General features: G+C 62.5%; 26 protein-coding genes and 3 tRNA genes. 13 read left to right on the top strand and 16 right to left on the bottom strand.

Features of this window, described 5'->3' with window-relative positions; genetic code table 11:
• Window positions 1–4 precede the first annotated feature (4 nt).
• From AEP_RS06965 to AEP_RS06950, 4 genes are all read right to left on the bottom strand, one after another.
• The gene (locus AEP_RS06965; protein WP_087494714.1) at window positions 5–511 is read right to left on the bottom strand and encodes a molybdopterin-dependent oxidoreductase; all 507 of its coding nucleotides are present in this window, start codon (window positions 509–511) and stop codon (window positions 5–7) included.
• A gap of 201 nt (window positions 512–712) precedes the next feature.
• The gene (gene argG / locus AEP_RS06960) at window positions 713–2,044 is read right to left on the bottom strand and encodes an argininosuccinate synthase (RefSeq protein WP_087494713.1); all 1,332 of its coding nucleotides are present in this window, start codon (window positions 2,042–2,044) and stop codon (window positions 713–715) included.
• A gap of 92 nt (window positions 2,045–2,136) precedes the next feature.
• Window positions 2,137–2,463, bottom strand: coding sequence for a pyrimidine/purine nucleoside phosphorylase (ppnP, locus tag AEP_RS06955; RefSeq protein WP_087494712.1), 327 nt, complete (start codon window positions 2,461–2,463; stop codon window positions 2,137–2,139).
• A gap of 74 nt (window positions 2,464–2,537) precedes the next feature.
• Window positions 2,538–2,888: an ArsC family reductase gene (locus AEP_RS06950; RefSeq protein ID WP_087494711.1), complete on the bottom strand. Its 351-nt coding sequence runs from the start codon at window positions 2,886–2,888 to the stop codon at window positions 2,538–2,540.
• A 48-nt stretch (window positions 2,889–2,936) separates the two neighbouring features.
• Here AEP_RS06950 and folC point away from each other — a divergent pair, with 48 nt between their 5' ends.
• From folC to AEP_RS06900, 10 genes are all read left to right on the top strand, one after another.
• Window positions 2,937–4,295, top strand: a complete 1,359-nt coding sequence (folC, locus tag AEP_RS06945; RefSeq protein ID WP_087494710.1) for a bifunctional tetrahydrofolate synthase/dihydrofolate synthase — start codon at window positions 2,937–2,939, stop codon at window positions 4,293–4,295.
• Between the two features lie 11 nt (window positions 4,296–4,306).
• A complete protein-coding gene (locus AEP_RS06940) occupies window positions 4,307–5,128 on the top strand; it encodes an SPOR domain-containing protein (RefSeq protein WP_087494709.1) in 822 nt (273 codons plus the stop codon).
• A gap of 12 nt (window positions 5,129–5,140) precedes the next feature.
• Window positions 5,141–5,629 (top strand): CvpA family protein, encoded by a 489-nt coding sequence (locus tag AEP_RS06935; RefSeq protein ID WP_087494708.1) that lies wholly within the window; start codon window positions 5,141–5,143, stop codon window positions 5,627–5,629.
• Between the two features lie 10 nt (window positions 5,630–5,639).
• Window positions 5,640–7,142, top strand: a complete 1,503-nt coding sequence (gene purF / locus AEP_RS06930) for an amidophosphoribosyltransferase (RefSeq protein WP_087494707.1) — start codon at window positions 5,640–5,642, stop codon at window positions 7,140–7,142.
• Window positions 7,143–7,146: 4 nt separating this feature from the next.
• On the top strand, window positions 7,147–8,358 hold the full coding sequence (locus AEP_RS06925) for an O-succinylhomoserine sulfhydrylase (protein WP_087494706.1): 1,212 nt from the start codon (window positions 7,147–7,149) through the stop codon (window positions 8,356–8,358).
• Between the two features lies 1 nt (window position 8,359).
• Window positions 8,360–9,760 carry a glutamate--tRNA ligase gene (gene gltX / locus AEP_RS06920; protein WP_087494705.1) on the top strand — a complete coding sequence of 467 codons (1,401 nt, stop codon included), beginning with the start codon at window positions 8,360–8,362 and terminating at the stop codon, window positions 9,758–9,760.
• 75 nt (window positions 9,761–9,835) lie between these two features.
• Window positions 9,836–9,911 (top strand) — tRNA-Ala (locus AEP_RS06915).
• A gap of 32 nt (window positions 9,912–9,943) precedes the next feature.
• Window positions 9,944–10,019, top strand: a tRNA-Glu gene (locus AEP_RS06910).
• Window positions 10,020–10,121: 102 nt separating this feature from the next.
• A tRNA-Asp gene (locus AEP_RS06905) sits at window positions 10,122–10,198 on the top strand.
• Window positions 10,199–10,279: 81 nt separating this feature from the next.
• Window positions 10,280–10,939 (top strand): DUF1345 domain-containing protein, encoded by a 660-nt coding sequence (locus AEP_RS06900; protein ID WP_087497227.1) that lies wholly within the window; start codon window positions 10,280–10,282, stop codon window positions 10,937–10,939.
• Here the strand turns inward: AEP_RS06900 and AEP_RS06895 are convergent.
• Genes AEP_RS06895 through AEP_RS06885 form a run of 3 tightly spaced genes read right to left on the bottom strand, consistent with a single transcriptional unit; the run spans window position 10,936 to window position 13,980 of the window.
• Window positions 10,936–11,868, bottom strand: a complete 933-nt coding sequence (locus tag AEP_RS06895; RefSeq protein WP_087494704.1) for a DMT family transporter — start codon at window positions 11,866–11,868, stop codon at window positions 10,936–10,938. The two genes, AEP_RS06900 and AEP_RS06895, sit on opposite strands and share 4 nt — an antisense overlap.
• Window positions 11,869–12,363 carry a methylated-DNA--[protein]-cysteine S-methyltransferase gene (locus tag AEP_RS06890; RefSeq protein WP_087494703.1) on the bottom strand — a complete coding sequence of 165 codons (495 nt, stop codon included), beginning with the start codon at window positions 12,361–12,363 and terminating at the stop codon, window positions 11,869–11,871.
• A gap of 39 nt (window positions 12,364–12,402) precedes the next feature.
• Window positions 12,403–13,980 (bottom strand): DNA-3-methyladenine glycosylase 2 family protein, encoded by a 1,578-nt coding sequence (locus AEP_RS06885; RefSeq protein ID WP_087494702.1) that lies wholly within the window; start codon window positions 13,978–13,980, stop codon window positions 12,403–12,405.
• A 120-nt stretch (window positions 13,981–14,100) separates the two neighbouring features.
• On the opposite strand from AEP_RS06885, the gene AEP_RS06880 reads away from it, so the two are divergent.
• From AEP_RS06880 to AEP_RS06870, 3 genes are read left to right on the top strand one after another with little or no spacing between them, the layout of a single operon-like run.
• Complete coding sequence (locus AEP_RS06880; RefSeq protein ID WP_087497226.1) at window positions 14,101–15,501, top strand: phosphomannomutase/phosphoglucomutase; 1,401 nt, start codon at window positions 14,101–14,103, stop codon at window positions 15,499–15,501.
• Window positions 15,498–16,553: a lipopolysaccharide heptosyltransferase I gene (gene waaC, locus AEP_RS06875; RefSeq protein ID WP_232459952.1), complete on the top strand. Its 1,056-nt coding sequence runs from the start codon at window positions 15,498–15,500 to the stop codon at window positions 16,551–16,553. Before AEP_RS06880 ends, waaC begins: the two co-directional genes overlap by 4 nt.
• Window positions 16,554–16,570: 17 nt before the next feature.
• The gene (locus tag AEP_RS06870) at window positions 16,571–17,935 is read left to right on the top strand and encodes a 3-deoxy-D-manno-octulosonic acid transferase (protein ID WP_442873364.1); all 1,365 of its coding nucleotides are present in this window, start codon (window positions 16,571–16,573) and stop codon (window positions 17,933–17,935) included.
• Here the strand turns inward: AEP_RS06870 and AEP_RS06865 are convergent.
• The 9 genes from AEP_RS06865 to AEP_RS06825 all read right to left on the bottom strand — a co-directional run bounded on the left by AEP_RS06865 (window position 17,916) and on the right by AEP_RS06825 (window position 25,191).
• The gene (locus AEP_RS06865; protein WP_087494700.1) at window positions 17,916–18,467 is read right to left on the bottom strand and encodes a phosphonate degradation HD-domain oxygenase; all 552 of its coding nucleotides are present in this window, start codon (window positions 18,465–18,467) and stop codon (window positions 17,916–17,918) included. The two genes, AEP_RS06870 and AEP_RS06865, sit on opposite strands and share 20 nt — an antisense overlap.
• A 10-nt stretch (window positions 18,468–18,477) precedes the next feature.
• Window positions 18,478–19,296: a phosphonate ABC transporter, permease protein PhnE gene (gene phnE, locus AEP_RS06860; protein ID WP_087494699.1), complete on the bottom strand. Its 819-nt coding sequence runs from the start codon at window positions 19,294–19,296 to the stop codon at window positions 18,478–18,480.
• The gene (gene phnD, locus AEP_RS06855; RefSeq protein ID WP_087494698.1) at window positions 19,296–20,249 is read right to left on the bottom strand and encodes a phosphonate ABC transporter substrate-binding protein; all 954 of its coding nucleotides are present in this window, start codon (window positions 20,247–20,249) and stop codon (window positions 19,296–19,298) included. Before phnD ends, phnE begins: the two co-directional genes overlap by 1 nt.
• A gap of 31 nt (window positions 20,250–20,280) precedes the next feature.
• Window positions 20,281–21,135 (bottom strand): phosphonate ABC transporter ATP-binding protein, encoded by an 855-nt coding sequence (gene phnC, locus AEP_RS06850; protein ID WP_087494697.1) that lies wholly within the window; start codon window positions 21,133–21,135, stop codon window positions 20,281–20,283.
• Window positions 21,136–21,230: 95 nt separating this feature from the next.
• Window positions 21,231–22,388, bottom strand: coding sequence for an alpha-D-ribose 1-methylphosphonate 5-triphosphate diphosphatase (locus tag AEP_RS06845; RefSeq protein WP_087494696.1), 1,158 nt, complete (start codon window positions 22,386–22,388; stop codon window positions 21,231–21,233).
• Window positions 22,385–23,104, bottom strand: a complete 720-nt coding sequence (gene phnL, locus AEP_RS06840; protein WP_087494695.1) for a phosphonate C-P lyase system protein PhnL — start codon at window positions 23,102–23,104, stop codon at window positions 22,385–22,387. The genes AEP_RS06845 and phnL overlap by 4 nt, the downstream gene beginning before the upstream one ends.
• Entirely contained in the window at window positions 23,101–23,886 is a 786-nt protein-coding gene (phnK, locus tag AEP_RS06835) for a phosphonate C-P lyase system protein PhnK (RefSeq protein ID WP_087494694.1), read from the bottom strand. Before phnK ends, phnL begins: the two co-directional genes overlap by 4 nt.
• Before the next feature lies 1 nt (window position 23,887).
• Window positions 23,888–24,331 (bottom strand): GNAT family N-acetyltransferase, encoded by a 444-nt coding sequence (locus tag AEP_RS06830; RefSeq protein WP_087494693.1) that lies wholly within the window; start codon window positions 24,329–24,331, stop codon window positions 23,888–23,890.
• On the bottom strand, window positions 24,328–25,191 hold the full coding sequence (locus AEP_RS06825; protein WP_087497224.1) for an alpha-D-ribose 1-methylphosphonate 5-phosphate C-P-lyase PhnJ: 864 nt from the start codon (window positions 25,189–25,191) through the stop codon (window positions 24,328–24,330). Before AEP_RS06825 ends, AEP_RS06830 begins: the two co-directional genes overlap by 4 nt.
• Window positions 25,192–25,201 lie beyond the last annotated feature (10 nt).

The raw sequence follows: 25,201 nt of genomic DNA, 5'->3' as shown, positions 1-25,201 counted from the left end.
GCCCTTATTCCACCGCAATCGACTTCAACTGCCAGGCTGAGCGTTCGTAGTACACGTTGGAGCGCAGCTCTGCCTTGGTATCAAAGGGATAAACAATGAACAGCGGCCCCTTGGTGCGCACCGGAATGGCCTGGTCGTTCATCTGGTGGGCCACGATCACGTCGAACTTGGTGGCGTCGTCAAACGGAATGCTGGTCTGGTAGTCGTTCAGGGCGGCAGCTTTGAGCGTTGTGCCGCTGGCCTTGGCTGCGGCCAATACGTCGCGCAGCAAAGGGCCTTTGAATTTGATGGGGTTTTTGTCCCAGGGAGTTTTGGTGCTGAAGGTTTGCTGCGGCAGTTTTTCCAGCATGGCAAGGTCAAATGCGGCGCCCTCGGCGCTGTTTTTTTCAGCCACCTTGCCGGTGATGGTCAAGATCACTTTGCCCTTGGCGGGCTCCAAGGCGAAAGCACACGAATGTGCTGCCATCCATACACAAGCTGCGGCAATGAGGGGGCGTCTGGCAATGGTCATCCTGAAACTCCTGGTGTGAATGGGTGTGCCGAGTGTAGTCCACGGGCCGTCTGTATTTCAATCAAATCGGCATTTTTGGTGGATTCATAAATTGTGGTGCGCCTGTTGACCTTCGGTGGTTTCTGCGCAGTATTCCTGAAAAAGACAAAGCCCGCCAAATTTTCACTTGGCGGGCTTTGTCTTTGGGGGGTTAACCGGGGCTTAATTACCCAGCTTCAAGAAATCATCCCCCTTGCCCAGCTCCAGCAAACCGGCGTTGCTGTAGATGCCCAGTTTGGCGCGAGTGTCGGTGATGTCCAGGTTGCGCATGGTCAGTTGGCCGATGCGGTCCAGCGGGCTGAAAGGCGCGTCTTCCACCTTTTCCATGCTCAGGCGTTCGGGCGCGTAAGTCAGGTTGGGGCTCTCGGTGTTCAGCAGGCTGTAGTCGTTGCCGCGGCGCAGTTCCATGGTCACGGTGCCGGTCACGGCCTTGGCAACCCAGCGTTGGGCGGTTTCGCGCAGCATGATGGCCTGGCTGTCGAACCAGCGGCCTTGGTACAGCAGGCGGCCCAGCTTGCGGCCGTTTTCGCGGTACTGCTCGATGGTGTCTTCGTTGTGGATGCCGGTGACCAAACGCTCGTAGGCTATGAAAAGCAGTGCCAGGCCGGGGGCCTCGTAGATGCCGCGGCTCTTGGCTTCGATGATGCGGTTCTCAATCTGGTCGCTCATGCCCAGGCCGTGGCGGCCGCCGATTTCGTTGGCCTTCAGGATCAGGCTCACCAGGTCGTCAAAGCGCTGGCCGTTCAGGGCAATAGGGCGGCCTTCTTCAAAGGTAACGCTCACTTCTTCGGCCTTGACCACGCAGTCTTCACGCCAGAATGGCACGCCCATGATGGGGTTCACGATCTTGATTCCGGAGTTCAAAAACTCCAGGTCTTTGGCCTCGTGGGTGGCGCCCAGCATGTTGCTGTCGGTGCTGTAGGCCTTTTCGGCGCTCATCTTGTAGCCAAAGCCGTTGGCGGTGATGAAGGCGCTCATCTCGGAGCGGCCGCCCAGTTCGTCAATGAACTGCTGGTCCAGCCAGGGCTTGTAGATTTTGAGGGAAGGGTTGGTCAACAGGCCGTAGCGGTAGAAGCGCTCGATGTCGTTGCCCTTGAAGGTGGAGCCGTCGCCCCAGATGTTCACGTCGTCCTGCTTCATGGCGGTCACCAACATGGTGCCGGTCACGGCGCGACCCAGGGGCGTGGTGTTGAAGTAGGTTTGGCCGGCGGTGGTGATGTGAAAGGCGCCTGCCTGCAGGGCGGCAATGCCTTCAGCAGCCAGCTGGGGGCGGCAGTCGATTAGGCGCGCTTTGATGGCGCCGTATTCCATCGCTTTGCGGGGGATTTCGTCGTAGTCCGCTTCGTCGGGCTGGCCGAGGTTGGCAGTGTAGGCATAGGGCTGGGCGCCCTTTTGCTTCATCCACAAGAGGGCAGCGCTGGTGTCCAGGCCGCCGGAGAAAGCGATGCCGACCTTTTGGCCGACGGGGATGTTTTGCAGGATGGTGTTTGACATGTTTTAGGCCTCTGGCGCTCGCCGAATGTGCGCGAGCAGCTATGAAATTAGGAGTAAACGGACCGGGCGACCAGGCGCCGGGCAACCGCAGATCAGCCGAAGTGGCAGATGTAGTGGTAAGCCTCAAAGCCTTCAGTCACGCGGATCTGGAACTTGGCGTTGCCGGGAACGTTGAACTTGTCGCCTTCGCCGCTGGTGACCCACACGTCAGAGCCGTCGAGCTTGTAGTCGCAGCTGCCGCCCACGCATTCCATGATTTCTGGTGCGCCGGTGTTGAAGGTCAGGGTGGCGGGCAGGATGACGCCGACCGACTTTTTGGTGCCGTCAGCCAGGGTGAAGCCGTGGCTCACGCACTTGCCGTCGAAGTACACATTGGCTTTGGTGGTGACGGAAACGTTGTCAAAGTGGGTCGTGGTCATGGTCAAACGTGGAAAAGTAAAGAGAGGAGGGCAGTGCCCCGTGCGGCACAGCGCAGCAAGGCAAAGGCGAGATTTTAGGCCACCCGGCTTTGGAAGGCCGCGTCCGAGAAGCCCACGGTCACGGTGCCGTCGGCCCACACGACCACCGGGCGCTTGATGACGCTGGCATTGGTCAGCATGAGTTGGGCGGCCGAGGTGGCGTCCACCACGGCGGCTTGGGTGGCCTCGTCCAGCTTGCGCCAGGTGGTGCCTTTGCGGTTCACCAGCGTTTCCCAGCCCACGGCGCGTATCCAGCCGGGCAGCAGGTCGGCGGGCACGCCCTGCTTTTTGAAGTCATGAAACTCGTGGGTGACATGGTGCTCGGTCAGCCAGGTGCGGGCCTTTTTCACCGTGTCGCAGTTGGGGATGCCGTAAAGAATGGTCATCCCTCTATTGTGGCAGTGCATTGCCGGTGGGCGACAATGGCGCCCGCTATGGAACACACACCCGCAACCTCCCCGTCTTTGCTTCACCCTACCGCGCAATCCCCCCTGGCCGACTGGCTGGCCTACATCGAGTCCATGCACCCCAAGGGCATCAACGGTATTGAGCTGGGGCTGGGCAAGGTGCAAGAGGTAGCCAAGCGCCTGGGGCTGCGGTTTGGCTGCCCGGTGTTTACCGTGGCGGGCACCAACGGCAAGGGCTCCACTTGCGCCATGCTGGAAAGCATCTTGGGGCAGGCCGGCTACAAGACGGGCGTGTACACCTCGCCCCACCTGGTGCACTTTGAAGAGCGCATGCGGCTGCTGGGCGAGGCGGCGCCTGCTACTAAATTTGTAGCTGCTTTCGCAGAGGTGGAGGGCGCCAGGTGCCAAAAATGCTCTGAGATTGCGCTCACCTATTTTGAATTCACCACACTGGCCATTCTGTGGGCGCTGTCTCAAGAGGGGCTGGACGCCGTGATTCTGGAAGTCGGCTTGGGCGGGCGGCTGGACGCGGTCAACATCATCGACACCGACTGCGCCATCATCACTAGCATCGACCTGGACCACATGGAGCTGCTGGGCAACGACCGCGAGACCATTGGCCTTGAGAAAGCCGGCATCATGCGCACGGGGCGCCCGGTTGTTGTTAGCGACCCGGTGCCGCCACAAAGCGTGCTGGACCGCGCGCTGGAGATCGGCGCAGACCTGTGGCAGGTGGGCACGGATTTCAATGTGTCTGGCGACAAGCAGCAGTGGGGCTGGGCCGGGCGCGGGCGCCGCTACAGCGGGCTGGCCTACCCGGCGCTGCGGGGCGCGAACCAGCTGGTCAACGCCGCGGGCGTGTTGGCCGCACTGACGGCCATGCGCGAGCGCCTGCCAGTCACGGCACAGGCGGTGCGCAACGGCTTGGCTTTTGTGGAGCTGCCCGGGCGCTTTCAGATCATTCCCGGCCAGCCCAGCCTGGTGCTGGACGTGGCGCACAACCCGCACTCGGTGGCGGCGCTGGCGGCCAATCTGGATGCCATGGGCTTCTTCCCCACCACCCACGCCATTTTTGGCGCCATGGCCGACAAGGATTTGGCCCCCATGCTGGCCAAGGTGGGCCCCATGATCGACCGCTGGTATTTCACCGACCTGCCCAGCCCGCGTGCCGCCAGCGGCGCCAGTCTGCAGGCCCAGTGGCAAGCCCAAAACACCCGTAAAGATGCCTCGGCCACCACCCACGCCGACCCCATGCAGGCGTTGAACGCCGCCATCGCTGCGGCAGACCCCGCTGATAGAATCGTGGTCTTTGGGTCGTTCTACACCGTGGGCGGCGTTCTGCAACAGGGCACACCACGCCTGCAAGCCAAACATCTGAACCCTTAAGTCTTCCGCTCATGGCCTTTTTCAAGTTTCGCAAAGGTGGCGACGAACAGCCCACCCCACCCACCGCGTCAGAGAGCGTAGAGGCCATGCGCAGGCGCGCACGCCACCGTCTGGTGGGTGCTGCCGTGCTGGTGCTGATCGGCGTCGTCGGCTTTCCGCTGCTGTTTGACAGCCAGCCGCGGCCGATTGCGGTGGATATTCCGATCGAAATTCCGGACAAGGGCAAAGTCCGACCCTTGGGCGCGCCTGCGCTGCCTGCCGCAACCCAAGCCAGCGGCGTGGTGATCGAGGAGCGAGAAGAGCCCGCAGCGCCTGCCGCGAGCGCACCGGCCTCCAAAGTGGCCTTGACGGAGACCAAGACTGCCGCTGTCAAGCCGGAGGCCAAACCCGAATCCAAGCCAGAAGCCAAGCCCGAGCCCAAGAAGCCCGAGGCGAAACCGGCGGAGAAGGTCGTAGAGAAGCCCGCTGAGAAACCCGCCGCAGCCGCCAAACCTGATGCCAAATCTGCAGACGCAGCCAAAGCGCAAGCCCTGTTGGAAGGCAAACCGACTGCAGAAGCCAAACCTGCGGACCACAAGGCAGACAAAAAGCCCTCAGCCGATGCTGGCCGCTTCGTGGTGCAGGTAGGCGCTTACACCGAGGCGGGCAAGCTGCAGGAAGCCCGCTCCAAGGTAGAGAAAGCGGGCTTCAAGACCTATACCCAAGTGGTGGGCACCAAAGATAGCCAGCGCACACGGGTGCGCATAGGTCCGTTTGCCACCAAGGCGGATGCCGAGAAGGCTGCCGACAAGATCAAAAAGCTGAGCCTGCCTGCGGCGATTCTGGAACTCTAAAGCGAGCCCGGCATGCCCACCGTGGACTGGATTTTTCTGGCCGTTTTGCTGGTGTCCCTGGTAGTCGGGGCGTGGCGCGGGTTGGTGTTTGAGGTGTTGTCGGTGCTGAGTTGGGCGGTGGCCTTTGTGCTGGCCCAGTGGTTTGCGCCGGACGTGGCGGCCCACCTGTCAATGTCAGGCGCGGGTGAGGCCATCCGCTATGCAGCCGGTTTCGTGATCGTGTTTGTGGCGTCGATTTTTGCCGGCGGCTTGGTGGCCTTTCTGGTGAAAAAGCTCATTGCAGCGGTGGGCCTGCGGCCGGCTGATCGCATGTTGGGAGCCGGTTTCGGCTTGGTGCGTGGGGTGCTGCTGCTGTTGGCAGTGACCGTGGTGGTGGGCATGACGCCTTTGCACACCAGCGTGTGGTGGACTGAGGCCACCGGGCCGCATATCACCGGCGCCGCGCTCAAGGGTCTCAAACCCCTGTTACCGCAAGATTTTGGCAAGTATTTACCTGAGTGAGTGAAACCCTATGTGTGGAATTGTTGGCGTTGTCAGTAACGCACCCGTAAACCAGTTGATCTATGACGCGCTGTTGCTCTTGCAGCACCGCGGGCAGGACGCAGCCGGCATCGTCACCCAGCAGGACCGCAAGTTCTTCATGCACAAGGCCAAGGGCATGGTGAAGGATGTGTTCCGCACCCGCAACATGCGCGCTTTGTTGGGCAACTCCGGCTTGGGCCAAGTGCGCTATCCCACCGCAGGCAATGCCTTCAGCGAAGAAGAGGCGCAGCCCTTCTACGTGAACGCGCCCTTCGGCATCGTGCTGGTGCACAACGGCAATCTGACCAACGCCAAGGCCCTGAAGGCGGAGTTGTTCAATCTGGACCACCGCCACATCAACACTGAGAGCGACTCCGAAGTGCTGCTCAACGTGCTGGCCCACGAAATCGAAGTCTCCACCCGCGGCCTGCCTTTGCAGCCGCAGGATATTTTTGCTGCCGTGTCCCGTGTGCACCAACGCATCAAGGGTTCGTATGCGGTGATCTGCCACATCGCCGGCCACGGCTTGCTGGCCTTCCGCGATCCCTTCGGCATTCGCCCGCTGTGCATCGGCAAGGGTGCGGATGGCACCCACATGGTGGCCAGCGAATCCGTGGTGCTGGAGGGCACCAGCCACCAGTTTGTGCGCGATGTGCAGCCCGGCGAAGCCGTGTTCATTGCGCTGGACGGTACGGTGCACAGCCAACAGTGCGCGGTGAATCCACAGCTGATGCCTTGCATATTTGAGTTTGTGTACCTGGCCCGCCCGGACTCCGTGATGGATGGCATCTCGGTGTACCAAGCGCGTTTGAACCTGGGTGAGACCTTGGCCAAACGCGTGATCTCCACCGTGCCGCCGAACGAAATCGATGTGGTCATCCCGATCCCCGAATCCAGCCGCCCCAGCGCCGCGCAATTGGCCCAGTTGCTGGGCCTGCCCTACCGCGAAGGCTTTGTGAAAAACCGCTACGTCGGCCGGACCTTCATCATGCCGGGGCAGGGCGTGCGCAAGAAGTCGGTGCGCCAGAAGCTCAACGTGATTGCCAGCGAGTTCAAGGGCCGCAATGTGCTGCTGGTGGACGACTCCATCGTCCGCGGCACGACTTCCAAGGAAATCGTGCAGATGGCGCGCGACGCCGGCGCCCGCAAGGTCTACATGGCCAGCGCTGCACCACCTGTGCGTTACCCCAACGTATACGGTATCGACATGCCTACCAGTAGCGAGCTGGTGGCCCACAACCGCACAGTTGAAGAAGTGCGCGAAATCATCGGTTGCGACGCGCTGATTTACCAGGACGTGGATGGCATGAAAAAAGCGATCGGTGCGCTGGGCAAGAACCTGGCGGGCTTTGATGCCTCCTGCTTTGACGGTGTGTACGTTACCGGGGACATTTCCTCCGACGATATTGCCCGCCTGAACGAAAACCGCGTAGGCGCTGAAGAAGGCCAGGAAGACACCTCCCGCCTCGCTCTGCCCAACCACGCTGACTGACCCTATGAAGCTAACCCACTTACCCGAAGGCCTGCACAACGACACCCTGGCGGTGCGTGCGGCCCTGGAGCGCAGCCAATACGGCGAAAACTCTGAAGCTCTGTATTTGACCAGCGGCTATGTGCAAAACAGCGCGGCCTCCAGCGCCGCGCGCTTTGCCATGGAGGAAGAAGGCTTTACCTACTCCCGGGTAAGCAACCCCACAGTCACCAGCATGGAAATCCGTCTGGCGGCGCTTGAAGGTACTGAAGCAGCGATTGCCACCTCGTCCGGCATGTCGGCCATTCTGTTGCTGGGCATGGCGCTGCTGAAAGCAGGCGACCACGTCATTTGTTCGCAATCGGTGTTCGGCTCGGTCATTCCGATGTTCAGTCGCGAGTTCGCCAAGTTCGGTGTGGAAACCACCTTCGTGTCGCAAACCGATGTTGAAGCGTGGAAGGCCGCTGTTCGCCCCTCCACCAAGTTGCTGTTTGCAGAGACGCCCACCAACCCGCTCACCGAGGTGTGCGACATCCAGGCCTTGGCCGATATCGCACATGGCGCAGGCGCCTTCCTGGCCGTGGACAACTGTTTCGCCACCCCGGTGTTGCAACGTCCGGCCAATTTGGGCGCTGATTTCATCATCCATTCCGGCACCAAGTTTTTGGATGGCCAGGGCCGCGTGATGGCGGGTGCCATTTGCTGTACCCAGAAGCAACGCGACGACATGTTTTTGCCCGTGATCCGCACCTGCGGCATGGTGCTGGCGCCTTTCAATGCGTGGGTGCTGCTCAAGGGCATGGAAACGCTGGCCTTGCGCGTGAAAGCGCAGTCCGAGACGACCTTGGCCTTGGCCCATTGGCTGGAAACTCAGCCGCAAGTCGCTCGGGTGTATTACCCCGGCTTGGCCAGCCACCCTCAGCACGAATTGGCCATGCGCCAGCAGTCCGGTTGCGGTGGCGCCGTGTTGTCGTTTGAAGTGAAGGCACCGGACGTGGAGACCGCGCGGAAAAACGCCTTCCATGTGCTCGACAGCATGCAGGTGCTCTCGCTGTGCACCAACCTCGGGGATACCAAAACGCTGGCGGCGCATCCTGCCAGCACCTCGCACGGCCGCCTTTCGGAAGTGCAGCGCCAAGCGGCCGGCATTGGCCAAGGCCTGATTCGTGTGGCCGTGGGCCTGGACCATATCAATGACATCACCGCCGATTTGGCGCGTGGTTTGCAAACTATCTGACATGAGCAAAATCCGCACTCGTATTGCCCCTTCGCCCACCGGCTTCCTGCACCTGGGCACTGCCCGCACCGCGCTGTATTCCTGGGCCTATGCCCGCCACTTCGGTGGTGAGTTTGTGCTGCGCATTGAAGATACCGACGTGGCCCGCTCCACTCAAGATTCGGTCGATCAGATTCTGGAATCCATGCGCTGGCTGGGGCTGGAGTACGACGAAGGCCCGGTGTACCAGATGCAGCGCCTGGAGCGCTACAAGGCCGTGGTGGAGCAGCTGATTGCAGAAGGCAAGGCCTACTACTGCTACAGCACACCTGAAGAACTGGATGCCGTGCGCGAAGCCAAAAAGGCCCGTGGTGAAAAAGCGCTTTACGACGGCACCTGGCGCCCCGCACCCGGCAAAACCTTGCCGGCCATTCCCGAAGGTGTCAAACCTGTGGTGCGCTTTTGCAATCCGCCGGACGGTGACGTGACCTGGAATGACTTGGTCAAAGGCCCCATCACCATCAGCAACCGCGAGATTGATGACCTCATCATCGTTCGCACCGATGGCATTCCGACCTACAACTTTGCGGTGGTAGTGGACGATTGGGATATGCAGATCAGCCATGTGTTTCGTGGCGATGAGCACATCAACAACACACCGTGGCAGATCAACATCTTCCACGCGCTGGGTGCGCCACTGCCCGAGTTCGGCCACTGCCCCGTGATTCTGGGCGATGACGGCCAGAAGCTGTCCAAGCGCCGTGGCGCAGTGAGCGTGACTGCCTATGAAGAGGGCGGCTACCTGCCCGAAGCCATGTTGAACTACCTGGCCCGCTTGGGCTGGAGCCATGGCGACGAAGAGCTGTTCAGCCGCGAGCAGCTGGTGAGCTGGTTCGACGGTACCCACCTGAACAAGAGCCCCGCGCAATGGGACCCCGCCAAGTTGCTGTGGGTCAATGCCCATTACATCAAGCAGGCGGACAACACCCGCCTCGCCCAGTTGGTGGCAGTGCAACTGGCCAAGCTGGGCGTGGAACTGCCCGCAGAGACGGTGAACACCCACTTGCCCCAACTGTGCGCCTTGCTGAAGGACCGTTGCGACACCACCGTGGCTTTGGCCCAGTGGGCGTCGAAGTTCTATGCCGATGTGCAGGTCGACGCTGCAGAACGGGCCCAGCATGTAACCGATGCCGTGAAGCCGGCCATTGCCACGCTGGCTGAAAAGCTGGCTGCGTGCGCATGGGACAAAGCGTCCATTGCTGGGGTCATCAAGGAAGTGTTGGCTGCACACAGCCTGAAGATGCCGCAACTGGCCATGCCGGTACGTGTGCTGGTCATGGGCACTGCACAAACGCCTTCGCTGGATGCCGTGCTGGAACTCAGCGGCAGAACAAAAGTTTTGGATCGGCTTGCTAAAGCCTGAAAAACTTGTATATAATTTGAGGCTCGGAAGTTGAATGCAAAGCCAGACAAAATTTGGCGGTGTGTTCAGGAAATTGGGGGTATAGCTCAGCTGGGAGAGCGCTTGCATGGCATGCAAGAGGTCAGCGGTTCGATCCCGCTTACCTCCACCAATTCTTCTGAAACGGATACGTTCCAAGGTTTTGACCCTATCGTCTAGAGGCCTAGGACATCACCCTTTCACGGTGAGTACCGGGGTTCGAATCCCCGTAGGGTCGCCAGGTTTTACCGCAAGGTAAACGGCAACAAGTCGGTAACAGCTTCTGCAAGGAAGCGACTTGGCTCCGGGTCGCAAGACACAGAGCGAATGGTTACCGCTACCAGGAGTGGTAGTTCAGTTGGTTAGAATACCGGCCTGTCACGCCGGGGGTCGCGGGTTCGAGTCCCGTCCACTCCGCCAAATTTCGAAAGCCGTTGCATGCAGATGCAACGGCTTTTTTGTTTTCTGCCTCTGTTCTTCTTGGCGTTGCACAATCAAGCCATGTGGATTCATCGACTTTCCCGCACAACCGGTCATCAACGCCTCGTAGTGGGTGCCTGCGTGGGTGCAGGTGTGGCTGTGATCCCAAGTCCTTGGTCCTTGGAACTGCAAGTACTCGTGGCTTGGATCGCAGGCGCCACGGCCTACCTGGTGTTGGCGTGGCGCTTGGCCATGGTGTTTGATGCGGACAGCACGCGCTCACGTGCACAGTCTCAGGACCAGCCCAGCGTGATCTGGTTCAGCCTCTTGCTCTTGTCTGCGTTTGCGAGTGTGGCGGCGATTGCCATGCTTTTGTCCAACAGCCGTGAGATGGCCTTGCTGGCCCGTGTGGGTCATGTGCTGGTGTCTCTGCTGGCGCTGGTGAGCTCCTGGTTGTTGATGCAATGCATCTTTGCCTTCCGCTATGCGCATCTGTACTACCAGACCGAGCTCAAAGGCCACCCCGCGGGTGGTGGGCTGCAGTTTCCGGGTGTTCTGCCACCGGACTATTTCGATTTTTTGTACTACGCCCACGTGGTGGGCATGACGTCCCAGGTGTCTGATGTGGTGGTGACCTCCCGGCCCATGCGCCACCTCACCCTGCTGCACAGTCTGGCGGCCTTTGCCTTCAACATGATGGTCTTGGCCTTGAGTGTGAACGTGATGGCCGGGCTGCTTTAGTCCCCCGGCGGCAAGGGCGCTTTACCCCACGACAACAAGCCCGTGGAGAGCGAAGTGCCCAGCATGATGACCGCCCCGCACAGGCCCATCCACAGGGTGACCGATTCACCAAGCAGCATGACGCCGTACAGGATGGCGAACACCGGAATGGCATAGGTGACGGACAGGGCGCGCGAGGGGCCAGTGCGCTCGATCAGCCTGAAAAAAATCACATAGGCCAAGCCGGTGCACACCACGCCCAGCGCAATCACTGCGCCCCAGGCCTGCAAGGGCGCGGGGTTCGTAGGCCACGCCCAAAGGGTCAAAGGCAACAAGGCCAAGGAAGCCCCCAACTGGCTGCCGGTTGCGAGCACCAAAGACGGTACGCCCGGCAAAAAACGGCGGGTGAAGCTGGCTGAAATGCCATAGAACAGGCAGGCCGTTAAACAGGCAATCACGGCCAAGGCGCTGGAGCCTGCCCCGGAAGCACCGGCGGCGTCACGGTTCAGTGCCAACAGGGCCACCCCCACAAAGCCAACCACCAGACCCAGCACGCGGGAGCCCTGCAATTTGTCTCCCAACCACCACCATGCGATAGCGGCACCGAACAAGGGCACGGTGGCGTTGAGCAGGGCCGACAAGCCGGTGGAAATGGACAGCAGCGCCCAGGAAAGGCAGGCAAAAGGTATCGCGGAGTTCAGCACCCCCACGGTAAAGCATAACTTCCAATGGCGGCGCAGAGCGGGCAACTGGCCTCGCAGCGTGAGCAAGGGCAGAAGAAACAGGCTGGCAATACACACACGCAAACCCGCAGTGGGCAATGCACCAAACGCCTTGCCGCTGGTGCGCATGAACAAGAAGGACGCGCCCCAAATGGCGGCCAGCAGCACAAAATCGAAAACCCACGTCTTGGCGGCGGGCGAGGGTGGGGTGGTGGGGTTGACGCTCACTCAGGGCTTTCGTTGTTCGAGGTTCAGTAATGCTGCCTTGCGGTCCAGGCCACCGGCATACCCGGTCAGGCTGCCGTTGCTGCCCAGCACGCGGTGGCAGGGCACCACGATGCTCAAGGGGTTACGCCCCACCGCAGCAGCCACCGCACGTACGGCGGCAGGCTTGCCGATCTGCTGACTCAAGGTGGAGTAGCTGATGGTAACGCCGCAGGGTATCGCCAATAGCGCTTGCCAGACGGTTTGCTGAAATACGGTCCCGCTGCTGAAGTCCAGCGTCATTGAAAAACGGGTTTGCTCACCGGCGAAGTAGGCGGCCAGTTGCGACTGCGCTTCCTTGGTACTCGGATGAGGTGCGAATGGCAGTCCGGCGATATCCGGGTAGTGCTTCTGCGCATCGAACCAGACGCCGAGCAGTCCGGCATCATGGCCCGCGAGCAGCATGGGGCCCAATGGGCTGATCCAGCGGGACAGGCGTGCGGTAGTGGGAATTTTCATGAAGTAGGCCTCTGGCGCTCGTGGAATATGCGCGAATAGCTATGTTTTTGATAGTGAATGCCACGCCCGTACGGTGGCATAACCCCGCCACGGCCGCCAGCGTTGTGAGAGCGCATCTGCCGCAGCGGCCGGGTTGCTGGCTTCTCGCACGCCCAATGCGGACTGCAGCGCCACATCACCTGAAGGAAAAGCATCCGGCCAGCGCAGCGCCCGCAAGGCGATGTAGTGCGCGGTCCATGCGCCAATACCGGGCAGAGACTGAAGCTTCGCCATGGTGGCCGGTACATCACTACCTGGCTGTAAGTTCAGGGCGCCCGACTGCACCGCCTGCGCCAGGGAGAAGATGGCTTGCTGACGTTGTTTGACGATCCCTAAGCTGCCCAAAGCATCGGGCGACATGGCGGCGAGCGAGGCAGCGTCGGGGAAGCAGAGCGCCAAACCTTGGGGCGCATTCGTTAAGGTGGCGCCGCAATGCGACACCAGCCGTTCGGTCAAGGTGCGGGCTGCTTTGACGGTGATCTGTTGGCCCAGGATGGCGCGCACCGCCAGTTCCAGGCCGTCCATGGTGCCGGGTACCCGCATGCCTTCGGTGTGGGGGAAGTCCGCGCACAGCAGCACGTCCACCGCAGCCGGGTCGGCATCCAGATCCAGCCAGGCGTGCATGCGCTGGAGCACCACCGGTAAGGCGCTGGCCAGTGACTCGCTGATGAGTAGCTGCACGCGATGCTGATCAGGCATCCACTGCGCTTCGACCCAACCGCGAAGCGTGGTGCTTTTGTGTTGGAGGCTGACAGTGCGCCGGATCAAGCCCTGTCCCGGATCCACCCACTCCATGCCTGCAATGGCACGTTGCGCGAAAAAATTCAGCAGGTGCTGGACGTTGAAGGGCGGGCGGTAGGCCGCTTGGAAACGGAAAACTGCAGCCTCAGTCGCCAGACCATACGGCGCATCGGAACCTTTTCGGGTTCCAAGTTGGGCGGCCTGGGAGTCGGAACGCATCGCCTTGCGCAGTGCCGTGGGTTGCAAGCGGTAGTGCTGCACAAAGGCCGCATTGAAGCGGCGCACGCTGGCAAATCCGCTGAGGGCGGCCACATCGGCCACGGGTAGCTGCGTGTCGGTGAGCAGCTGCTTGGCAGTCAAAAGGCGGCGCGTTTGCAGGTAGCTCAGCGGTGTGAGGCCCCAGTGCGCCTCGAAGATGCGGCGTAAATGCCGGTCGCTGATACCCAGCCTGGCCGCTATGGCAACGATGCCGGGGCTGTCATCAGCCTGCGTGGCGTGCTCGATCAGGTCCGCCGCTTGCAGGGCGAGCAGGGCACTGGCGTCCTGCGTAGTCCAGTGCAGGGCAGCACTCTGCGCAGGTGCAAGTTCGGGGCGGCAGCGCAGGCAGGGGCGAAAGCCTGCAGCTTCGGCCTGGGCCGCACGCTCAAAAAAGCGGCAGTTTTCGACCTTGGGGGTGCGCACCCGGCACACCGGCCTGCAGTAAATGCCCGTGCTCGTCACCCCGGTGAAAAAGCGCCCGTCAAACCGTGCATCCCGCGCCTGCAGTGCCAGATAGCGGCCGGCGTCGTCGGCGGTCGTCGCGGACACGGGTTTGGCGGTGGGCAAGGCGGAGGGCATGAGGGGGATGATACGCAGCGAAGCGTGCCAAAGTAGCCGTTTCCGGACATGTGCCTGCCGCCTACAATCCAGCCCACCCGCCAGAAGGCGGTATTGGCTTCTTCCATAACCTTGCGCTGCATGCACCTGTCCCCCCGAATTTTCAAAGCCTACGACATCCGCGGCACCGTGCCTTCCACGCTGTCGCCGGAGGTGGCGCATGTGCTGGGCTGTGCCTTCGGTGCGCTGGTGCGCGAGCAGGGTGGCGGTGCGGTAGCCGTGGGCCGGGATGGACGCCTGAGCAGCCCTGCTTTGGCAGAGGCGCTGATTTCTGGCCTGTCAGTCGCGGGCGTGCAGGTGATAGACATCGGCCTGAGCACCACGCCCCAGCTGTATTTCGCGACTCACACCCTGTGCCCGCACGGCATCCAGGTGACCGGCAGCCACAACCCCAAAGACGACAACGGCTTCAAGATGGTGCTGCACCGCCAGGCCTTGTATGGCGATGCCGTGCAGGATTTGCGCAAGCGCATGGAGGGGCTGCTGGCGAGCGGGCCGGACAGTGAGACAGCCTTGCCCGCAGAGCCGGTGCAGGTGACCGAGGTGCTGGCCGCCTACCTTGAACGCATAGTCCAAGACATTCAACTGGCCCGCCCCATGAAAGTGGTGCTGGACAGTGGCAACGGCGTGGCCGGCGCCAGCGCGCCTGCAGTGCTGCGCGCCATCGGCTGCGAGGTGCAGGAACTGCACAGCGCGGTGGACGGGCATTTTCCTCACCACCACCCTGACCCCAGCCGCCCCGAGAACCTGGCGGACCTGGTGCGCGCTTTGCGCGAAGGCGATGCCGAGATGGGCTTGGCTTTGGATGGTGATGGCGACCGCGTGGCCGTGGTCACTCGCGATGGAACAACCATCCATACCGATCGCCAGTTAATGTTGTTGGCTCCCGATGTGCTGGCTCGCCACCCCGGTGCGGCAGTAGTGTTCGATGCCAAATGCAGCCAAGGCCTGGCCCCCGCGATAGAAGCTGCTGGCGGTGTGCCGGTGATGGACCGTACCGGCCACTCGCTGATCAAAGCCAAGATGCGCACCTTGAATTCGCCCCTGGGCGGCGAGATAAGCGGCCATTTGTTTTTCGGCGACCGTTGGTTCGGCTTTGATGACGGTACTTATGCTGCTTGTCGCCTGCTCGAAATCTTGAGCCGAAGCGCAGACGCCAACGCCGTGCTGCACGCGCTGCCGGACAGCCACATCACCCCCGAGCTTCACATCGCCTGCCAGGAGGGTGAAGCCCATGCGCTGGTGGAGCAGTTACTGGCCACACTTACATTGGAAGCAGATGCCCGCCTCAATACCGTGGACGGCCTGCGCGTGGACTGGCCTGACGGTTTCGGCCTGCTGCGCGCGTCCAACACCACCCCGGTGCTGGTGATGCGCTGCGAAGGCCGCACGCCCGAAGCGCTGGCCCGCATTCAGACCCTGCTGATGGAATGGGTGCGACGCATCCAGCCTCATGCCGCATTGGTGGAGGCTTCGCATTGAAAGCGCCTCAAAAAATTCTGATCGTCAAGCTCTCGTCCCTGGGCGATGTGGTGCACACCATGCCTGCAGTACAAGACCTGCGCGCGGCCTTTCCCCGTGCCCGCATCGACTGGGTGGTGGAGCGCGGCTTTGCGCCGCTGGTGGCGCGCTGCGAAGGCGTGGCGCGTGTGATTCCGTGCGATATCCGCATCTGGAGCAAAAAACCATTTGCCGCTGCAACCCGCGCCGCCTGGCGCAGCTTCAAGGCCGACCTGCAGCAAGACGCCTATGACGCAGTCATTGACCTGCAGGGCCTGAGCAAGTCCGCGCTGGTGGCCTGGCTGGCTCGCACTACGCCGGACGGGCGCCGCTATGCCATGGCCAACCAGACCGAAGGCTCGGGCTACGAGGCGCCTACGCGCTGGGTGGCAGACACGGCCATTGCGCTGGAAGCCCACGTGCATGCAGTGGAGCGCGGCCGTTTGCTGTGTGCCAAGGCGCTGGGCTACACACCCGCGGATGCACTGCGCTTCGGGCTGGTAGGCCAATCCAAGGCCCTGAGCGCGCCGCTGCCCAAACACGTGGGCCATGCCGACAACCCCTTCGTGCCCCGCAAGCCGCTGGTGGCGCTGGTGCACGGCACCTCGCGGGTTGACAAGGAGTGGCCGCTGGAGCACTGGATTGCGCTGGGCCGCCGATTGAATGATGCCGGCTTTGGCGTGTCCTTGCCCCACGCGGGCGCCCGCGAGCTGGCCACCAGCCAAGCCATTGCAGCCGGGCTCGACGAGGCCTGGGTGCTGCCCGCCGTGGCGCTGGATGTGCTGACCGACACCTTGGCCCACTGCGCGGGCGTGGTGGGTGTGGACAGCGGGGTGAGCCATATCGCTGTGGCGCTGGACTTGCCCCACGTGCAGATCTACAACTTTGATACCGCTTGGCGTACCGGTCCGGCGGCGCTGGATGCACGCGGCAAGCCCGCGCGGCAATGTAGCGTGTACGCACAGCCCTGCCCTGAGGTGGAGTCCGTGTGGTCGGCCTGGGAGGCGCTGGCGACACCGGTGCTCAGCCGCTGAATCTGGACCCACCCACCATGATGATGCGCGCCCTCTATTCCCTGCTGACCTATGCCGTCCAACCCTGGGTGCGGCGCAAACTGGCCCGCCGTGCCCAGGTAGAGCCGCTGTATGGCGAATGGGTAGAAGAGCGATTTGGCTGTTACGGCGATGCGGTTCACTTTGCCCCGCAACCGGCATCCGCTGCGGGTGGCGCACCGGTGGTCTGGCTTCACGCCGTGTCGCTGGGCGAAACCCGCGCTGCTGCGGTGTTGCTGGCCCGTTTGCGCGAAGCTTTGCCCGGCATGCGCCTGTTGCTGACCCACGGCACCGCGACGGGTCGTGAGGCCGGCAAGGCCTTGTTGCAACCGGGTGACGTGCAGGTCTGGCAGCCCTGGGACACGCCTGCGGCGGTGGGCCACTTTTTGGCGCGGTTCCGGCCCAATATCGGCTTGCTGATGGAGACCGAAGTTTGGCCCAATCTGGTGGCCGGCTGCGCACAGTGCGGCGTGCCCCTGTGTTTGGTCAACGCCCGCATGAGCGACAAAACCTACAAAGAGTCTTTGCGCCTGCGCTGGCTGGCTGGCCCCGCGTATCGTGGCCTGCATGCGGTGTGGGCCCAGAGCGAAGCGGATGCGCAGCGCCTTCGCTCCTTGGGTGCGACTGTGCAGGGGGTGCTGGGCAATTTCAAGTTCGACGCTACGCCCGACGCCGCGCTGCTGGCCCAAGGCCGCGCCTGGCGCGCTGGCGCAGGTCGCCCGGTGCTGATGTTTGCCAGCTCACGGGAAGGCGAAGAGCAGATGCTGCTCGATGTTTTGAAGCAAAAATGGCCTATAGCGCCCGTGGAATATGCGCGAGCAGCTCCTGAAAAAATAGCAAATCTATCGGGCCAAAGAACCGGCTTGCCGTTCCAGCTGCTGGTGGTGCCACGCCATCCGCAGCGTTTCGCAGAAGTTGCGCAGCTGTTTGCCGATGCCGGTTACTCCGTGTCCCGCCGCAGCCAATGGGGCGAAGCGCCAGAGACAGCGGACGTGTGGGTGGGCGACTCGCTGGGCGAAATGGCGCTCTACTTCGGCTTGGCCCATGTGGCTTTGCTGGGCGGCAGCTTTGCACCACTGGGCGGGCAGAACCTGATCGAGGCGGCGGCCTGCGGTGTGCCGGTTTTCATGGGGCCGCACCTTTTTAACTTCACCGAAGCCTCCACGCTGGCGGCAGAGGCAGGCGCCGCGCTTCGGTGCGAAGACATTGCCCATGCGGTGGCTGAAGCAGCTGCAACGGCGGGTGATACCGCCCGCTTGCAACGCATGCAGGACGCCGCCTTGGGTTTGGGTGCTGCGCACCGGGGCGCGGCAGTGAAAACGGCCACCGAAGTGGCCGCTGTGCTTACGCGCACACGGCGCTGAGCTTCTCCGCGAAGTACTTGAAGTCCGGTGTCGCTTTGCCTGGCACCTTGGCCAGGTCGTCATAGCGGCGCAGGCGCACCGCCTCTTCGGCAAAGGGTTGGGCGATAAAGCTTTGCAACTCCGCTTCGCTGAACGGGCCACCTTGGAGTTCCAAGCTGCGCTGGGAACCTTCGGAGAGTGCAGCCCAGTAGCTGGGTTCTGTGGCGCACAGGTAGCGTTTGGCATCCACATGCAGGCGTATGGGCTCCAGCACGGCATCGGGCAACAGCGCACGCAAAAACGGCAGCGCCACATACTGGTGCAGGTCGTCTTTCTCTTGGGTGTCGTCCATGACGCCGTCACGCTCGGCTGCAATCAGGTGGCCGATGTCGTGCAGTAGCGCTGCGACTACGGTCTCGATGCTCTCGCCAGCCTGCTCCGCCAGCAGGGCGCATTGCAGGGCGTGCTCCATCTGGTTCACTGGCTCGCGGCCGTATTGGCTGCCCGCACGCTTGTCAAACAAGGCGGCGATGTCTTCCATGTCCAATGCCATATCAGTCTCCTCAGACCAGGGCTTTGCGGATGCGGGCGGACACCAGATCGATGATGCTTACCGTAGCCACGATGATGATCATGACGGCACAGGTTTCTGCGTACTGGAAGCCGCGGATGATTTCCCACAGCACCACGCCGATGCCCCCGGCTCCGACCATGCCCACCACGGACGCGGAGCGCACATTGCTCTCAAAGCGGTACAGCGTGAAGGAAATCCACAAGGGCATGACTTGCGGAATGACGCCGTAGATGATTTCGTGCAGCGCGGTAGCCCCTGTAGAGCGAATGCCTTCCACCGGTTGGGGGTCTATGGCTTCGACTGCCTCCGAGAACAGCTTGGCCAGCACGCCGCTGGTATGAATCCACAGCGCCAGCACACCGGCAAACGGGCCCAGGCCTACGGCCACCACAAACAGCATCGCAAACACCATCTCATTGATGGCACGGGTGGCGTCCATGAGGCGGCGCATCGGCTGGTAGACCCACCAGGGCACGAGGTTGGCCGAGGCCAACAGCGCCATGGGAATGGCTGTTACTACTGCAAGGGCAGTGCCCCAGAGGGCGATCTGCAAGGTGACCAACATTTCTTGCACGTAGTTGCGCCAGTCACCGAACTTTGGGGGGAAAAAGTCTGCCAGGTAAGTGGCCATGTTGCCGGAGTCGCGGACCAGGTCGGCGGGGCGCATGTCTGCGCCCTTCCATGAGATAGCGAGCAGGGCCAGCAACAAGGCCCAAGAGAGGTGCCACCCCAGACCTTGCTTCGAGGCAGCGGCGCCAACCGTAGCGGGCAGGCGGGGCGTCACAGTGGGGGCCGGGGTGGTGGACATCACTTCAGCTCAGCGAGTTTCTTGTCCAGCTCAGCCAGCTGGCGCTTCTTGTCGTCTTCAGCCAGGGTGGTGTCGGCTTCCACCTTGGTGCGCTTGCTGAACATGTCGAGCTGGCGGATCGGCAGCAACTGGCTGTTGTTGGATTCCTTGAAGGTGGACCAGTTCAACTTGGCCATGATTTCGCGCTCCGCAGGGCTGGTCTTGCCGTAGCCGGTGAAGAAGGCCTTGAGCTTGGCCTTGGTAGCGTCGGGCAGGTCCTTGCGCCACACCAAGGGGTCGGAGGCAATCAATGGAGAAGTCCAGACCACGCGCAATTCCTTGACCTTTTCGGGCATGGTTTTTTCCAGCTTGGCCAGGGTCTCGCTGTTGTTGGTGGCCACGTCCACTTGCTTGTTGGCCACAGCCATGGCGTTGGTTTCGTGGTTGGCAGAGCGGGCGACTTTGAAGGCGCTCTTGGTGTCCACATTGTTCTTGGCGAACACGTAGTAACCGGGCACCAGGAAGCCGGAGGTGGAGTTCGGGTCACCGTTGCCGAAGTTCAAGTTCTTGGCGTTCTTGAGCACGTCGTCCACCGACTTGAGGGCGCTGTCGCGGTGCACGATCAGGTGGGAGTAGTAGCCTTCGGTGCCGTCGATGTTGACGACTTTGGCAAACACTTCACCGTTGGCACGGTCCACCGCTTCCATGGCGGACTTGTTGCCGAACCAGGCGAACTGCACTTTGTTGAAGCGCATGCCTTCGATCACGCCGGCATAGTCCGGGGCAAAAAATGCATTGACCTTGAGGCCGGTTTGCTGGGTCAGTGCGTCCAGCACCGGTTGCCATTGCTGTTTGAGTTGCTGGGACGATTCGGTCGAGATGATGCCGAAGTTCAGTTCCTGTGCACCGGCTGCGGGTGCCAGCAGGCCGAGGCTGATAGCGGCGACCGAGGTCGCCCAGATTTTTTTCAACATGGAAAGCTCCTGAAAAGGTTGGCAGGGAAGGTCAAGCGGTCTGCGCCACCGGGCTGCCCCAAGGGGCAGACGGCACGAGTACCGGGGAAGTGGCAGGACGTTGCGCATCCGCCAGAATTTCGTCGGCCTGCACGCCATAGAGTTCGCGCAGCAGATCGGGGGTGAGGGCACTGGCGGGGCCGTCATAGACCACACAGCCCTGGTTCAGGGCTACCACGCGAGGGCAGTACTTGAGTGCCATATCGACCTGATGCAGCGACACGATCACGGTGCAGCGGTCTTCACGGTTGATGCGGGCCAGAATCTCCATCACCTTGCGGGAGGACTCCGGGTCCAGCGAGGCAATCGGCTCGTCCGCGAGCACCACTTTCGCGCCTTGCACCAGCGTGCGGGCAATGGCGGCGCGTTGCTGCTGGCCGCCCGACAAGGTGGAGGCACGCTGGGCGTGGCATTCGGCAATGCCCACACGTTGCAGCGCCTCGATGGCCTGTGCGCGTTCCTGTTCGGTGAACCAGCGCAGCAGCCCGCGCCACAGTGGCATGCGGTGCAGCAAACCCACCAACACATTGACCTGGACCGGCAGTCGGTCCACCAAGTTGAATTGCTGGAACACAAAGCCGATGCGGGCCCGTACCTGGCGGATGTTGCGGTGCACCCGGCCGCCCTGCTGCACGCAGCAGCCATCTACCTCGATCAAGGAGCCCGGCCCCGCGTCCGCCGATACCAAGCCAGCCATGTGGCGCATGAGCGTGGATTTGCCGGACCCCGAAGCACCGATCAAAGCCACCATCTCACCCTGTGCCACGGTGAGGTTGATGTTGTTCAGCGCGTGCTTGCCGTTGGCAAAGTGTTTGTTGAGTTGTTCAATACGGAGTGCGTGGTGCATGGCTTCTCCTCAATTTGTCTAGACAGATTCAGTGTCCGGCGGTGGGGTGACGTTTTGATGAAACTTCAGGGAAATTTGTATGACGCAAGGCGCCCTTACAGCACCCGCCGGCCTTCACGCCAGACGGCGCGCACTACGGGGTGTTCCTGCCCGCCCGGCAGGGTCGCCATGCGCACCTGGATCAGGTCGGCACGCAAGCCCGCAGCGATAGCTCCCCGGTCGCTCAGGCCTGTGGCCAGGGCCGGCGTACGGCTGACGGTGGCCACGGCTTGTGGCAGCGTCATCAGGCCATCGCGCACCAGGCGCATCGCCCCGCTGAGCATGCTGCCCGGCACATAGTCGGACGACAAAATGTCCAGCAGCCCCAGCTTGGCCAGGTCTGCCGCAGCGACATTGCCGGAGTGGGAGCCGCCGCGCACTACATTGGGCCCGCCCATGACGGTGCGCAAGCCGCGCGCACGCGCTTCCTGGGCTGCCGCCACGGTAGTGGGGAACTCCGACATACTGGCACCTTCGGCATGCGCCTGCTCCACGTGTGCCACGGTGGTGTCATCGTGGCTAGCCAGCGCAATGCCGTTGCTGCGGCAGTGGTCCACAAAGTAGGCGCGGTGTGGTTCTGCGTATTTGGCCTGCAGCTCGTTGGCCTGCGCGACCTGCTGCTCAAACTTCTGCTGGCTCCATCCCTTTTTGCCGGTGTAGTAGGTGCGAGCCTGCTCAATGTCTTCCCACTGGCGTTGGCCCGGTGTGTGGTCCATGAGCGAGATCAGGGACAGGCGCGGGTGACCCAGAAACGGCGCAAAGAGTTCAATGGTGTTGGGGGCTGGAAGTTCGCAGCGCACATGCAAGTGGTGGTCTGCCCGTAATAGGCCTTGCGCATGGCAGGCATCGATAATTTGAAGAACACCGCTCCATGCACTGCCGCGCAGGCTTTCCGTGTCGGCCTCGCCCACGCCCAGAGCATCGAACACGGTGGTAATGCCCGCGGCGGCTACTTCGGCGTCGTGCGCCATGAGCGCTGGCAGTTCCGCCCAATAGACCTTGGGCCGGGGCATGAGGTGGCGCTCGAAGTTGTCAGTGTGCATTTCCACCAGGCCGGGCAGCAGGTAGTCGCCTTCCAGATCGATGGCATCCGCTGCTTGCGAGCGACCAGATTGAATTTCGGCAATGTGGCCGTCCTGTGCCAGCAGGCTGCCTGCCAGCACTTCGTCGGCCAGCACCAGGCGTGCGTTGGTGAACAAGGATGAAGTGCTCATGCGGCCTGGCTCCGGAACTGGGTGACGTCGATATGGCGGGTGGCTACGGCGCGGCCTACCTCGGCATCGTGAAATATTCCTACCACCGCAGCGCCACGGGCAATGGCCTCGCGGATCAGGGTGATGACGGTGTCGGTATTGGCCGCATCCAGCGACGCAGTGGGTTCGTCCAGCAGCAGCAAGGGCCGCGGCTTGATCATGTTGCGGGCGATGTTGATGCGCTGCTGCTCCCCGCCGGAAAAGGTCGCCGGGGGCAGGTGCCACAGCCGCTCAGGAATGCGCAAGCGGGTCAGCCAGCGGCCGGCTTCCTCCCGCGCTGCAGCCACAGCTTGCGGGTCGTTGGCTGTGTCCTCTAGCAGGGACTCTGCCACCACATCGATGGCCGGTACCCGCGGTATCACGCGCAGGAACTGGCTCACATAGCCGATGGTCTCCTTGCGCATGCGCACCAGCTCACGCGGTGTGGCGCTGGTCATGTCGATGGTGCGGCCACGCGCGTCGGTCACGGCAATTTGACCGGTGCTGGCGCGGTAGTTGGCGTAGATCATTTTCAGCAGCGTGCTTTTGCCCATACCGGAGGGGCCGTCCAGGACCACGCATTCGCCGGCATGCACCGCAAAACTGGCGTCCGACATGACTGCCAGCTCCGCGCCGGATTGGTGGTGCAGGGTAAAGCGCTTGGCCACCCCCTGGAGTTGCAACAAGGGTGTGCTCATGGCTGTAGTACCGAGGAAACGAGAAGTTGGGTGTAAGGGTGCTGGGGGTCGTCCAGCAGCTGGTCGGTCAGGCCGGATTCCACCACGCGGCCACGCTGCATCACCATCATGCGGTGGGCCAGCAGGCGAGCCACGGCGAGGTCGTGCGTCACGATGATGGCGGCGAGCTGCATGCCCTGAGTGAGCTGGCGCAGCATGTCCAGCAAGCGTGCCTGCACCGACACATCCAGACCGGAGGTCGGCTCATCCATAAACACCAGGCGTGGCTCGGTGACGAGGTTGCGGGCGATCTGCAAGCGCTGGCGCATGCCGCCCGAAAAAGTGCGGGGCGTGTCGTCCATGCGGGCGGGGTCGATCTCGACGCGGCTCAGCCACTGTGCTGCGGTGGCACGCAGGTGCGCGTAGTTACGCTCGCCCAGGCCCATGAGGCGCTCGCCCACATTGGCACCGGCCGACACATCCATGCGCAAACCGTCAGCGGCGTTCTGGTGCACAAAGCCCCAGTCGGTGCGGGCCAGCAGGCGCTGCTGCGCTTCGGTCATCAAAAACACTTCCTGCAGGCCCGCTTCACGGGTGCAGTACTGCACGCTGCCGGCGTCCGGCTTGGCGCGGGCGGCGATGGCGTTGAGCAGGGTGGATTTGCCCGAGCCGGACTCGCCCACCACGGCCAGCACTTCGCCGGGCCAGAGGTCAAAGGACACATCGTGCAAGGCCACGCGGTCTCCATAGCGCTTGCTGATGCCGCGCACCTGCAGCAAAGGTGTAGAGGGGGCGGTGTGCATGTCAGGGCTCCATCACAAAGCTCAGGCCGTGCTGTTGAAAGCCCAGCGATTCGTAAAACGCATGCGCGTCTTTGCGCTTGCGGTTGGAAGACAGGGCCAGCTTGTAGCAACCGGCCTCTTTGGCCAGCTGCAGGGCGTGGGCCATCATCTGGCGGCCTATGCCCTGACCCTGGCAGGCTCTATCGACCACCACGTCTTCGGCAATGGCGGAAGGCGCGCCACGGTGTGCCAGGTTGTGCATGACCAGCAGCGCGTATGTGCCCACCACCGCATCCTCCCGCAGGGCGACGAACAGGCGGTAGTTGGGGTAGCGCGCAAACTGCGCGAAGACAGCCTTGGCCTCGTCTTCGTTCAACACGACTCCATTGTCCAAGTCCGGCTGGGCATACAGGGCCAGCACGTCCGGCAGATCGGCTTCGACAGCCTGGCGGATGTCAACGCTCATGCAGTCTCTCCTGTGGGCCCTTGCTCTGCTTGCGCAGCTTGGCGGGACTGGCAGTAGTCCGAGTCCGAGCACACGTGCATGCGGGCACCGGCGTCGTCGGTGATCACTTCATCCAAGAAGCTGTCGGTCGCGCCACACAGGGCGCAGGCGCTGTCCCACTTCTGCACTTCAAAGGGGTGGTCTTCAAAGCCCAGGCTTTCTACGGCGGTGTAGGGCGGCACGGCGTAGATGCGCTTTTCGCGGCCTGCGCCAAAGAGCTGCAAGGCCGGGTTCATGTGCATCTTGGGGTTGTCGAACTTGGGGATGGGCGAGGGTGCCATCAGGTAGCGCTGGTTCACCATGACCGGATAGTCGTAGGTGGTGGCGATGTGGCCGTAGCGCGCAATGTCTTCGTAGAGCTTCACATGCATGAGGCCGTACTCCGCCAGCGCATGCAGAGTGCGGGTCTCGGTTTCGCGCGGCTCCAGCCGTTGCAGCGGCTCGGGCACGGGCACCTGGTACACGATGACCTGGCCTTCGGTGAGCGGCGTCTCGGGGATGCGATGGCGGGTCTGTATCAGCGTGGCCTCCGCCGTGCGGGTGGTGGTTTGCACGCCGGCCGTACGCTGGAAGAAGCGGCGAATGTTGACCGCATTGACGGTGTCGTCAGAACCCTGGTCAATGATCTTGAGGACTTCATCCGGGCCGATGACTGCGGCGGTGACCTGAATGCCGCCGGTCCCCCAGCCATAGGGCAAGGGCATTTCGCGGGAACCGAAGGGCACCTGGTAGCCGGGGATGGCTACCGCCTTCAGGATGGTGCGGCGGATCATGCGCTTGGTGCGCTCATCCAGGTACGCGAAGTTGAAGTGCTGCTGCATCTCGTCCGCG

This window comes from Curvibacter sp. AEP1-3, assembly GCF_002163715.1.
Classification (GTDB): domain Bacteria; phylum Pseudomonadota; class Gammaproteobacteria; order Burkholderiales; family Burkholderiaceae_C; genus Allorhodoferax.
This window is presented reverse-complemented; position numbering and strand designations above follow the sequence as displayed.

Bases quoted from the DNA above. Each gene is read 5' to 3' on its own strand.
- folC (WP_087494710.1), top strand. From the start codon at position 2,937: ATGGAACACACACCCGCAACCTCCCCGTCTTTGCTTCACCCTACCGCG.
- AEP_RS06900 (WP_087497227.1), top strand. From the start codon at position 10,280: ATGTGGATTCATCGACTTTCCCGCACAACCGGTCATCAACGCCTCGTA.
- AEP_RS06940 (WP_087494709.1), top strand. From the start codon at position 4,307: ATGGCCTTTTTCAAGTTTCGCAAAGGTGGCGACGAACAGCCCACCCCA.
- phnE (WP_087494699.1), bottom strand. From the start codon at position 19,296: ATGTCCACCACCCCGGCCCCCACTGTGACGCCCCGCCTGCCCGCTACG.
- AEP_RS06935 (WP_087494708.1), top strand. From the start codon at position 5,141: ATGCCCACCGTGGACTGGATTTTTCTGGCCGTTTTGCTGGTGTCCCTG.
- AEP_RS06870 (WP_442873364.1), top strand. From the start codon at position 16,571: ATGATGATGCGCGCCCTCTATTCCCTGCTGACCTATGCCGTCCAACCC.
- phnK (WP_087494694.1), bottom strand. From the start codon at position 23,886: ATGCACACCGCCCCCTCTACACCTTTGCTGCAGGTGCGCGGCATCAGC.
- AEP_RS06880 (WP_087497226.1), top strand. From the start codon at position 14,101: ATGCACCTGTCCCCCCGAATTTTCAAAGCCTACGACATCCGCGGCACC.
- phnD (WP_087494698.1), bottom strand. From the start codon at position 20,249: ATGTTGAAAAAAATCTGGGCGACCTCGGTCGCCGCTATCAGCCTCGGC.
- AEP_RS06965 (WP_087494714.1), bottom strand. From the start codon at position 511: ATGACCATTGCCAGACGCCCCCTCATTGCCGCAGCTTGTGTATGGATG.
- phnC (WP_087494697.1), bottom strand. From the start codon at position 21,135: ATGCACCACGCACTCCGTATTGAACAACTCAACAAACACTTTGCCAAC.
- AEP_RS06950 (WP_087494711.1), bottom strand. From the start codon at position 2,888: ATGACCATTCTTTACGGCATCCCCAACTGCGACACGGTGAAAAAGGCC.
- AEP_RS06865 (WP_087494700.1), bottom strand. From the start codon at position 18,467: ATGGCATTGGACATGGAAGACATCGCCGCCTTGTTTGACAAGCGTGCG.
- phnL (WP_087494695.1), bottom strand. From the start codon at position 23,104: ATGAGCACACCCTTGTTGCAACTCCAGGGGGTGGCCAAGCGCTTTACC.
- ppnP (WP_087494712.1), bottom strand. From the start codon at position 2,463: ATGACCACGACCCACTTTGACAACGTTTCCGTCACCACCAAAGCCAAT.
- AEP_RS06885 (WP_087494702.1), bottom strand. From the start codon at position 13,980: ATGCCCTCCGCCTTGCCCACCGCCAAACCCGTGTCCGCGACGACCGCC.
- AEP_RS06925 (WP_087494706.1), top strand. From the start codon at position 7,147: ATGAAGCTAACCCACTTACCCGAAGGCCTGCACAACGACACCCTGGCG.
- AEP_RS06890 (WP_087494703.1), bottom strand. From the start codon at position 12,363: ATGAAAATTCCCACTACCGCACGCCTGTCCCGCTGGATCAGCCCATTG.
- AEP_RS06830 (WP_087494693.1), bottom strand. From the start codon at position 24,331: ATGAGCGTTGACATCCGCCAGGCTGTCGAAGCCGATCTGCCGGACGTG.
- AEP_RS06825 (WP_087497224.1), bottom strand. From the start codon at position 25,191: ATGCAGCAGCACTTCAACTTCGCGTACCTGGATGAGCGCACCAAGCGC.
- argG (WP_087494713.1), bottom strand. From the start codon at position 2,044: ATGTCAAACACCATCCTGCAAAACATCCCCGTCGGCCAAAAGGTCGGC.
- gltX (WP_087494705.1), top strand. From the start codon at position 8,360: ATGAGCAAAATCCGCACTCGTATTGCCCCTTCGCCCACCGGCTTCCTG.
- purF (WP_087494707.1), top strand. From the start codon at position 5,640: ATGTGTGGAATTGTTGGCGTTGTCAGTAACGCACCCGTAAACCAGTTG.
- AEP_RS06845 (WP_087494696.1), bottom strand. From the start codon at position 22,388: ATGAGCACTTCATCCTTGTTCACCAACGCACGCCTGGTGCTGGCCGAC.